The sequence below is a fragment of the Herpetosiphon giganteus genome, from assembly GCF_016907925.1.
In the GTDB taxonomy this organism is placed as follows: Bacteria; Chloroflexota; Chloroflexia; order Chloroflexales; family Herpetosiphonaceae; genus Herpetosiphon; species Herpetosiphon giganteus.
On the sequence record NZ_JAFBCZ010000009.1, the window covers coordinates 35644 to 47173 of the forward strand.

An 11530-nucleotide genomic window follows, 5' to 3' on the forward strand; every position below is an offset into this window, starting at 1 on the left:
CGATGTTAGCTTAATTAATTGAGATTGAGCCAATTAAACTATACAATGTTAGCTTAATTAATTTGGAGTGTTTAGAGAATTGATTATGATCAGTTTTTGCAATTAATTCTCACAAATAGCACCAAAATTAATGAGTCTTAGGGCTGATTTATGCTGATGCATATAGGTCAACAAATTAATCTTAAAATTAACGAATCTTAGCACACAGCGGGGATAATAACCTAAGAAAATAAATTATGCAAGAGCCAAGAATCGGCTGCATAATTCGATCACAAGTAAATAGCAAGCCTGCCTAGATATATTTAATTCGCCTTGACAATGCTAATATGCTTTAACTATAATAGCTGCGCTATAAGCCATTTGAGCTAAAATTGTTGATCAAGCGAGATTTTTGATTAATATCTTAACTGCATGTTAACTCGATTTAACAAATAAAATAGCTCAATTCTACTGCTTCATAGCAAACTCTGCTGTTTTCCTTTTACAATGTAAATGTATATAGATGAATGCTATTTAGCAATCTTGCCCAAATTATTGTGGTATTTTATTTGGGTATTTTGCACAATAGAATGCATCTGAATAGCTTTACACTATTAGATTATTGAGTAATATCATTGCCAAATGCTCGATAATTTATCAATTTTAAGTATTTTTATTCATGAATTAATAATTTTTGTAATTATAGCGACATATATTCTCAATTTAATAATTTTGAATTTATATTCGCTCTATTTCATAATTTTAATATATTCATTTATTTACGATCAAAATTTTATTGATAGCAATATTATTGCTATTATTAGAGAGTTTTGGTCAATAAATCAGAAAATTCAATCATTACGAACTAATGGTTGAAGGTTAACAGTTCAATACCTATAACGTTCTCAATCTGATGTACCTTCCAGTATCTAGTTGCTCACGCTATAGCATTAAACCTTGCTGTGCAACACGACATACAAAGGAATCCTATGAACAACCTACCAGCTGGAACTGATAACATCAAGCCTGAAGTACCCGAATCAACCGCCGAAATTCTAACCGCGTGGTTGATTAATCATTTCTGCACTTATTTAAATGTTGCCCCCGCTGAGATTGATGTGCGCTTGCCGTTTGCGCACTATCAAATCGATTCACTCCAAGCGCTTAGTTTAATCAGCAAGCTTGAAGAACTGCTTGGACGCTCACTTTCACCAACAATGCTCTGGGATTATCCAAGCATCGAGACACTTGTGCCAGCATTGCTTGGATCGGAGCAAGCAGCGCCAATAAACTCAGCAGAGCCGCAGCATAACGAGCAAGCCATCGCCATTATTGGCATGAGTTGCCGTTTCCCTGGAGCCAACAATTTGGCAGATTATTGGGATTTACTGGTCAACGGGCGTGATGCAATTACTGAAATTCCTGCTGAGCGTTGGAATTTAGAGGCGGTGTATAACCCTGATCGCAGCGTCCCAGGCACGATGTATACCCGTTGGGGTGGCTTTGTTGATCAGCCTGAATATTTCGATACAGGCTTTTTTGGCATCTCGCCCCGCGAGGCAATCCACCTTGATCCTCAACAACGCATGCTGCTCGAATGTACCTGGGAAGCCTTCGAGGATGCGGGCCAATCGCCGCAAGCGCTGGCTGGCAGCCGCACTGGGGTTTTTATTGCCTCAATCAGCGAAGATTATGGCCGCATTTTATTTAGCCATCCTGAGATTATCGATGCCTATACTGGGCCAGGCACGTCGCACAGCATTTTGGCCAATCGGCTCTCGTATGTGCTGAATTTGCAAGGCCCAAGCGTTAGTATCAACACCGCATGCTCCGGTTCGTTGGTGGCGATTCATATGGCTTGTCAGGCATTAGAGGCTGGCGAGGCAGATTTGGTGATTGCTGGCGGGGTTAATGCCAGCTTTCTACCTGATGGCAACTTATTTTTCTCCAAGGCTGGGGCGTTATCGCCTGATGGCCGTTGTAAAACCTTCGATGCCCGCGCCAATGGCATTGTACGCAGCGATGGTGCAGGCATTATTATCCTCAAACCATTGCAAAAAGCCCTAGCCGATGACAACCCAGTCTATGCAGTTATTCGCGGCAGTGCGGTTAACAGCGATGGCCGCACCAACGGCATTATGGCTCCCAATCGCCAATCGCAAGAGGTCGTACTGCAAGAAGCCTATCGCCGCGCTGGAGTTAATCCTGCAAGCGTGCAATATATCGAAGCCCATGGCACAGGCACAAGCCTTGGCGATGTGATCGAAGCCCAAGCGCTTGGCGCGGTCTTAGCAGTTGGGCGCTCCGAACAGCAACCATGTGTGATTGGCTCGGTCAAAACCAACATTGGCCATACCGAATCGGCAGCAGGCATTGCTGGCGTGATCAAGGTAGCACTGGCAATGAAGCATCGCATCTTGCCAGCAAGCTTACACTTTGAAACGCCCAATCCGATGATTCCGTTTGACGAACTGCGCTTGCAAGTGCAAAGTGAATTAGGGCCATGGCCAAGCTCAGCCGGACCCTTACTGGCTGGGGTGAGTGGCTTTGGCTTTGGCGGCACCAACGCCCACGTGGTGCTCGAATCGGCTCCAGCAGTTGAAGCTCCAGCAGCAAATAGCACTGAAGCATGGCCCTTGCTCTTGCCCTTATCGACCCAAAGCGAGCCAGCCTTACGTCAACTTGCCGCCCGTTATGCAGCCCAGCTTGCTGCCAGCAGCGCGAGTGAAGCTAGCACTATTTGCTACAGTGCCAGCGTTGGCCGCAGCCAGCTCGATTATCGGCTGGCAGCGAGTGCTACGAGCCAAAACTTGCTGATCGAGCAACTCAATGATTTTGCCGAAGGCCGAACTGCCAGCGGCATAATCACCCAAGACCACTCACAGAGCCAAGCACATAAATTGGTGTGGGTATTTTCGGGTCAAGGCTCGCATTGGCTCGGCATGGGCCGTGGGCTGCTTGAGCAGCAACCAGTCTTTCGCCAAACGCTCGAAGCCTGCGACCGCTGTTTCAGCAACTATGCAGATTGGTCGTTGCTTGAAGCACTGCTTGATGACCAGATTGGCGAGCAGATTAACCAGACCGATCGGGCGCAGCCGCTTATTTTTGCCCTGCAAGTGAGCCTCGCAGCCCTTTGGCGCGCTTGGGGCATCACGCCGGCGGCAATTGTTGGCCATAGTTTGGGTGAAATCGCCGCCGCCCATGTCAGCGGAGTGCTGACCCTCGATGAAGCGGTGCAAGTGGTCTATCATCGTAGCCGCTTGATGAAACAGGTTGCTGGCAAGGGTAAAACTGCTGCGGTTGAACTGACCTTTGAACAAGCCCGTTTGCTCTTGGCTGGTCGTGAGCAACAGGTGGCGATTGCTGGGATCAATAGCCCAACCTCGTGTATTTTGGCTGGTGATCCAACCATTTTGGAGCAATTAGTTGCCTCGCTGCAACACAACGATGTTTTTGCTCGTTTGGTTCGTGGGGTCGATATTGCCTTCCATAGCCCGCATATGGAGCCACTCGTGCCCCAATTGAATGCGGCACTGGCCGAACTTAAGCCCCAAGCGCCAACGATTCCCTTGGTTTCAACCGTCACTGGCGATTTTGTTGAGCAAACGCTCTACAGCGATGGCTATTGGGGCCGCAATCTGCGCGAACCATTCTTGTTTGCCAACGCCATGAAAAGCCTGCTCGACAAGGGCTACGATACATTTTTGGAAATCAGCCCACACCCAGTTTTAGGCGAATCGATGCTGCGCAGCATCCAACACTATAAGCAGCCAGCCCAGGTATTTAGCTCATTACGCCGCGAGCAAGCCGAATTGGGCCTGTTGTTCGAGACCCTTGGCCGTTTGTATGTTGCTGGCTACGCACCCGATTGGCAACAGATTTATCCCAATTCACGCCAACGCAGCGCTTTGCCACACTATCCTTGGCAACGTGAGCGCTATTGGTTTGATCAGCTGTTGCCAGCAGCAACCAGCCAAGCGACTGCCCGTAGCGGATTTGTGCCAGCCCTTTTATCGGGCAAAGTTCAGGCAACACCAAGCAATCAACACCCATTGCTCGGCATTTCAATCGCTTCGGCTTTGAATAACCAACAGTTCTGGCAAACGAGTGTGGCTACCAACTATCCAGCTTATTTGGCTGATCACGTGGTTCAAGAGCAAGTTTTGTTGCCTGGCGCAGCCTATGTTGAGATGATTGTTGCGGCCTTGCGCAGCCGTGGTCAACAAACCGTCACGCTCAATAACCTCGTTTTCAAACAACCGTTGATCATCCCTGAGCAAGGCCAACGCACAATTCAGCTGATTTGCACTGCTGAAGAGAGCCATAGTTTCAGCTTCCAAATTTTGAGCCAAGCAGCTGATCAAGCGAGCCAATGGGAATTACATGCCACTGCGACAGCGCTTGATACCAGTGCCGTTGCCAGTCATTCAACCTATATTGCACTTGATGAATTGCAAGCGCGCTGCCCCGAAACGCTTGCTGTTAGCGCGCATTATGCACGCATGCAACAGGTTCAATTGGCATACGGACCAGCTTTCCAATCATTAACTAGCATTTGGCGCGGCCAAAATGAAGCTTTGGCCAAACTCCAACTTGCCAGCGCAATTGGGCAACTCGAAACCTATGATCAGCTGCATCCAGCCTTGCTTGACGCGACCTTCCAATTGGTCGCGGTCATTCTCGATCAACACACCAACGATCAGACCTACCTGCCAATTGCGATTGAACGGCTGAATGTGCTTGATCGGATTCCAGCAGAGGCTTGGTGTCACGCGGTTTTGCGGTCTGCGCCTGCCGATGAAACCATGATGTATGAAGCTGATTTGATTATTGCCGATGCGCAAGGTCGCGTAGTCGTCGAAATTGCTGGCTTACGGCTGTTTCAAGTGGCCGCCCGAACCACTGCCAAAGCGCCGCAAGGCTTATATGATTATGCTTGGCAAGCAAGCCCAGCTCAAAACGTCGAGCTGCCAGCAGAGCGCTGGCTGATTTTGGCCAATGCCAACGATCAACTCGCCAAGCAATTGAGCAGCAACCTCGCAGGCCATGGCCAACAGGTCGATTGCCTCGAACAACCAAGCGAAGCAAGCGATCTGCGCACGTGGCTCACAACCCAATTACAGGCAAAATATCAACACATCGTCTGTTTATGGCCGCTCGCCGCAAGCAACGATCAAGCTCCAGCCGCCGCAATTCATCAAAGTAGCGCGATGTTGACCTTGCTGCAAACCATCAGCGACCCAAATCTAGCAAACTCACGCTTGTGGTGTGTTACGCGTGGTGGCCAAGCAATCACCAACGAGGTTGTGAATCTGGCTCAAGCACCACTGTGGGGCTTGTTGCGCAGCGCCGCCTTGGAACACCCCGAACTTAGCCCAACCTTGGTCGACCTTGATCCAAACTCGCTAGCCAACGAAGCAACCCTACTAGCAGGCATCTTGCTTCAGCGCTCGAATGAGCATCAACAAGCGTTGCGCAACCAACAAGCGCTAGTTGCGCGCTTGCAAAAACGCCAAGCGCCCGCCAAACCAACCCCGATCAGCCTAACCAGCGACGCAGCCTATCTGATCACTGGCGGCAGTGGTGGTTTGGGCTTGGAAATCGCCCATTGGATGCTCGCCAAGGGTGCGCGCAATTTGGTGATTCTTGGTCGCCGCCCATTGCAGCCCGCCAATGCTTCCCAGCAAGGCTTATCGGATCAACGCTCGCAACTGCTCAATGCGCTACATGATTTAGAGCAGGCTGGTGCCAACGTCCACTATGCAGCGATTAACGTCGCCGATCAGGCAGCATTAGCTGAATTTTTGCAGCACTATCGGACCGAAACGGACTTAGCAATTCGCGGGATTGTCCATGCAGCGGGCGTACTTGACGATCAAATGCTCTATCGCATGGAGCCAAGCGCGCTAACGAGTGTGTTTGCGCCCAAGGTTGCTGGCGCATGGGCGTTGCACGAGGTTTTCAGCGCTGAGCCACTTGATTTTATGATCTTCTGTTCATCGCTGGCGGCAAGCCTTGGCTCGGTTGGCCAAGCCCACTATGCCGCGGCCAATAGCTTTATGGATAGCCTCGCAGCCTATCGCCGCAGTCAAGGCCTCGCTGGGCTGAGCATTAATTGGGGGCCATGGGCCAGCGTGGGGATGGCCGCGCGGCTTAATCCACAAATTTTCGAAGCCCATGGCGTGCAGTTGCTTGAGCCAAACCAAGCCTTAGTTGCCATGGAGCAGCTGCTCAGCGAGCAGGCAATTCAGACGACCATCGCCGAGATCGATTGGGCGACCTGGCTCAGAACCAATCCCGTGGTGGCAGCGTTGCCCTTCTTTGCGGCGCTTATGCCCCAAACAAGCGTTGAACAAGCAGCAAGCACCGCCAACCACGAGCATGAATTTCGCCGCTTGCTGCAACAAACCGACCCAAGCGAACGCCAAGCCTTGATAACCAAGCAACTCAAACAAGTAATTGCCAAAGTTATGCAGCTTGACCCAGCAAAATTGGCGAGTCAGCTCCCGCTGCATACGCTTGGCCTCGATTCGATTATGGCAATTGAACTCAAGACCGGCATCAGCCAGCAACTTGGCGTAACCTTGTCGGTTGCCTATCTGATTCAAGGCCCGAGCATTGATGAAATTGGTGTGAACGTCAATCAACAACTAGCCCTCGAACTATCATCGGAGCTGTTTGCTTCGCCTGAAAGTCGCGATGATGCGCTTCAGGCGCTGCTTGAACAAGTCCAGCAAAGCGATCACGACCAGATCGCCCAAATACTTGCTGAATTAGAACAACTTTCCACTGATGAGGCTCAATCTCGTCTGGTTGGCTGAGGTATGGAGATTTTACATGACTGATTTTGCTGCCAAAATCGCTGCATTACCGCCTGAAAAACAAGCGCTCTTGATTCGTCGGCTGCAACAAACTGCCAATCAGCCACCAGCATTGGTCGCCCAGCCACGAACAACCAATACGCTGCCCTTATCGTTTGCCCAAGAGCGCCAATGGGTGCTCTATCAGTGGGACCCAAGCAGTCCGTTATATAACATTACCTATGGCGTACGCTATGTTGGCAAGCTAGATATTGATGCAGTTCAAGCAGGCTTTAATAGCATTGCCCAGCGCCATGAAGTGTTGCGCACCACCTTTAAACTCGTCGATAACGTCCCATATCAGCAAATTCATGCCGAGCTGAACCCCGGGTTTAGCCTGGTTGATCTGCGGGAGCTGAACGACGATGAGCGTGAAAGCGCGCTGCAAAGCCAGATTCAGGCTGAAACCCAACAAGCATTTGACCTGCAAACTGGGCCGTTATTGCGCATTCTTGTGCTGCAGATTCGTGATCACGAATATATTAAATTAATCAACGTCCATCATAGTGTCTTTGATGGCTGGTCGGCTGGCGTGATGATCGTCGAATTGAATAGCTTGTTGAATGCAGCCTACGCTGGTCAACCAAGCAGCTTGCCAGCCCTGCCAATTCAATATGCCGATTATGCAATTTGGCAGCGCAATTGGCTGCAAGGCAGCGTGTTGGAGCAACAGCTTCAATACTGGAAAACCCAACTTGCTGGCGAATTGCCAATTCTCAAATTGCCCACCGATCGACCTTATCCAGCGGTCGAATCATCGCGCGGCGCGCATTATCGGGTACAACTTAGCCCCGATTTGGTGCAACGCTTGGTGACATGGAGCCGCAGCGAAGGCTATACGCTCAACATTATTTTGCTGGCGGTCTGGAAAACGCTGCTGTTTCGCTATACCAACCAAACCGATTTATTAGTCGGCATGCCGGTTGCCAATCGCCACTACAACAATTTGCAAGCCTTGATTGGCTACTTCGTCAATACCTTGGTTATTCGCACCCAAGCCGCTGGCGACATGAGTTTTCGCAGCTTTTTGGATCAAGTGCGGGCAGCCAATTTGGCGGCGCAAGATCATCAAGATCTGCCGTTTGAGCAACTCGTCGAGGCCTTGCAACCTGAACGCAATCTAGCACACACGCCAATTTTCCAAAGCTTGTTTGTGTTTCAGCGCGATACGCTTAATAGCTTCCAAACGCCAGAACTTAGCGTTGAGCCATTCCCAATTGAAAGCAGCACCGCCAAATTTGCCTTGAGCCTTGAGGCAATCTCGCTTGATCAGCAAATTAACTTAAGTTTTGAATATAAAACCGACCTTTTTGATCGAGCAACGATTGAACGCTTGGCCCAACATTACCAAATCTTGCTTGAAGCTGCATTAACCACGCCCGAGCTGGAGCTTTCACGCTTGCCATTATTGAGCAAAAGCGAGCTTCAGCAATTGCTGCCGCAAACAAAGCCAAGCGCCCAACCAAACTTGTTGCCATTGCACGAACAGTTTGAGCAGCAAGCCCAAGCCAATCCGCAGGCAATTGCAGTGCGCTTTGAGCAAACGCAACTGAGCTATGCAGAGCTGAACAGCCGCGCCAATCAACTTGCCCATCAGCTGAAAACGCTCAATATTGGGCCAGATAGTTTGGTTGGGTTGTGTGTTGAGCCATCGCTGGATACGATTATTGGAATTTTGGCGATTCTCAAGGCTGGCGGCGCGTATCTGCCGATTGACCCATCGTATCCGCAAGAGCGGATTGTTTGGCTCTTGGCTGATGCCAAAGTTGGGCTGGTTGTGACCCAAACGCGCTGTAGCAATAAACTGCCGCAAGCTGGATTGCAATTAATTATGCTCGACGCGGTTGATTCAGAACTTAGCAACCAGCCAACGACCAATCTCCCAGCAAGCGCCCAGCTCGATAACTTGGCCTACGTCATTTATACCTCTGGCTCGACCGGCACGCCCAAAGGCGCGCTGATTACCCATCGCAATGTGGCGCGTTTATTTAGCTCAACTGAGCACTGGTTTGGATTCAATCAGCACGATGTTTGGAGTTTATTCCATTCATTTGCCTTTGATTTCTCAGTCTGGGAAATTTGGGGCGCGTTGCTCTATGGCGGGCGGCTGGTGGTCGTGCCATTTATGACCACCCGCAATCCAGCAGCCTTCTATCAATTGCTCTGCGATGAAGGCGTGACGGTCTTAAACCAAACCCCATCGGCCTTCCGCCAATTAATTATCAACGATGCAGAGCAAGCTCTGCCCTCGCGGCTAAATTTACGGTATGTCATCTTTGGGGGCGAAGCGCTGAATGTTGGCGCATTGCAACCATGGTTTGAGCGCCATGGCGCTGTACGGCCTCAATTGGTCAATATGTATGGCATCACTGAAACCACCGTCCATGTGACCTACCGCCCACTTACGCTGCACGACGCACAAAACCCGCAAACTAGCCCGATTGGCGCGCCAATTCCCGACTTGGATTTGTATGTGCTTGACGATCATTGTCAGCCAGTGCCCGTTGGGATTGCAGGCGAATTGTATGTTGGCGGGGCTGGCTTGGCGCGCGGCTATTGGAATCGGCCAGAACTTACCAACCAACGCTTTATCCAAAACCCGTTTGCCGCCACCGGTCGGCTGTATAAAACTGGCGATTTGGTACGGCGCTTGGCCAATAACGAGATCGAATACCTTGGGCGGCGCGATAATCAGGTTAAAATTCGCGGCTTCCGCATTGAGTTAGGCGAAATTCAAGCCACGCTGATGGCGCATCCGGCGATTACCGATGCAATCGTAACGGTGAACACGATCTCTGCTGATGATCAGCGCTTGGTCGCCTACTTGGTAACGCTGCCCAATCAAGCGCCCCGATTTAGCCAACTGCGCAGCTTTCTCAAGCAACGATTGCCCGAGTATATGCTGCCCAACGCCTTTATTATGCTTGATGCGATTCCGCTGACGGCCAATGGCAAAATTGATTATCGCGCCTTGCCAAGCCAACAGCAAGCCAAACCTGTCGAGCGCACGGTTCCGATCGCGGCCCCAACCAGCGTGACCGAGCAATCGCTGATGGCAATTTGGACAAGTTTGCTGGGCGTTGCACAGGTTGGCATTCAGGATAATTTCTTTGATTTAGGTGGCCACTCGTTGCTGGCAACCCAAGTGATTTCGCGCATTCGCGAGGTCTTTAATGTCAGTCTGAATCTGCGTGATTTCTTCCTCAGCCCAACGATCAAAGGCTTAGCCAGCATTATCGAGCAGGCAAACCAAACGCCAGCCCAAAGCAGCATTATCGCCATTCACAAAGCTGATCCACAGGCCCGTTTGCCGCTCTCCTATGCTCAACAACGGATCTGGTTCTTGGCCCAAATGGACCCAAACAGCAGCTTCTACACGGTGCCAGTTGTGCTCGAAATCAATGGCCGATTGAACCTTGTGGCCTTGGAACGCACGCTGAATGAACTTGTTGAGCGTCATCATAGCTTGCGCACCCGCTTTGTAAGCCACGAAGGCCAAACAATTCAGCAAGTGCAGCCAGCCCAACCCTTAACCCTCACGATTCATGATCTGAGTGGGTTGGCTGGCGAGGCTCAAACAACGGCGCTTGAGCAACGCTTGCAACAAGAAGTTAATCAACCATTCCAGCTTGATCGTGACCAATTGTTGCGTGGGCGGTTGATCAAACTTGCCGAACAGCAGCATGTGTTGGCATTAAGCATTCATCATATTGCCTTTGATGATTGGTCGCAGGGCATTTTATTTGGCGAAATGACCCAGCTTTACCAAGCATTTGCCAGCAATCAAGCCTCGCCATTGCCAGAATTGGCCTTGCAATACCCCGATTTTGCTGCTTGGCAACGCCATTGGTTGCAAGGCGACGTATTGCAAAGCCAACTCGATTTCTGGAAACACCAATTGCATGGCAAATTGCCGACGCTCGAAATGCCGCTGGATTATCCACGGCCAAGCGTCCAAACCTTCAATGGTGGCCACGAAACGCTGAGCATCGAACCAGAACTCTATCGCCAGCTCAATCAATTGGCCCGTGATAACGAAGCAACCATGTTTATGCTGCTGATGACCGCGTGGGTCGTGCTGCTCAATCGCTATACCAACCAAAGCGATATTGTGGTCGGCACGCCGGTTGCCAATCGCAATCGCCAAGAGCTTGAGAGCATTATTGGATTCTTTGCCAATACCTTGGCAATTCGCAGCGATTTGAGCGACGAGCCAAGCCTGCAAACGGTTCTCCAGCGCATTCGCGAAACTGCGCTCAATGCCTACAGCCACCAAGATCTGCCGTTTGATTTGTTGGTGAGCGAGATTTTGCCTGAACGCCAAACCAATCGTTCGCCGATTTTCCAAGCCATGTTGGTGTTGCAAAACGCTTCACGCACCAGCCTCGATTTGCCCGAGGTGCAGATTGTGCCGCGCAGCGTCGAAACCAAATCGGCCAAATTTGAATTGAGCTTGGTGCTCTATGACCATGGCTCAAGCATCGATGCATGGCTCGAATATAACAGCGACCTGTTTAAAGCCACAACGATCAAGCGCATGACCGAGCAATTTTTACAATTGTTGGCAAGCATGGTTGCGAATCCACAGCAGAAGATCAGCGAAGTCTCATTGTTGAGCATGGCGGAAAAAGAACGCTTGCTCGGCGGCTGGGCCCAAGCGAACGACGACGACTACGATTTGTTCTAAATCG

Annotated in this window: 2 protein-coding genes; both read left to right on the forward strand. The window is 50.4% G+C overall.

The window, feature by feature from the left end:
- Positions 1-968: 968 nt before the first annotated feature.
- The gene (locus JOD20_RS10070; protein WP_204755144.1) at positions 969-6800 is read left to right on the forward strand and encodes a type I polyketide synthase; all 5832 of its coding nucleotides are present in this window, start codon (positions 969-971) and stop codon (positions 6798-6800) included.
- Between the two features lie 16 nt (positions 6801-6816).
- The gene (locus tag JOD20_RS10075; protein WP_204755145.1) at positions 6817-11526 is read left to right on the forward strand and encodes a non-ribosomal peptide synthetase; all 4710 of its coding nucleotides are present in this window, start codon (positions 6817-6819) and stop codon (positions 11524-11526) included.
- Positions 11527-11530 lie beyond the last annotated feature (4 nt).

Excerpts from the sequence above, each read along its gene's own strand:
- JOD20_RS10070 (WP_204755144.1), top strand. The coding sequence starts at position 969 with ATGAACAACCTACCAGCTGGAACTGATAACATCAAGCCTGAAGTACCC.
- JOD20_RS10075 (WP_204755145.1), top strand. The coding sequence starts at position 6,817 with ATGACTGATTTTGCTGCCAAAATCGCTGCATTACCGCCTGAAAAACAA.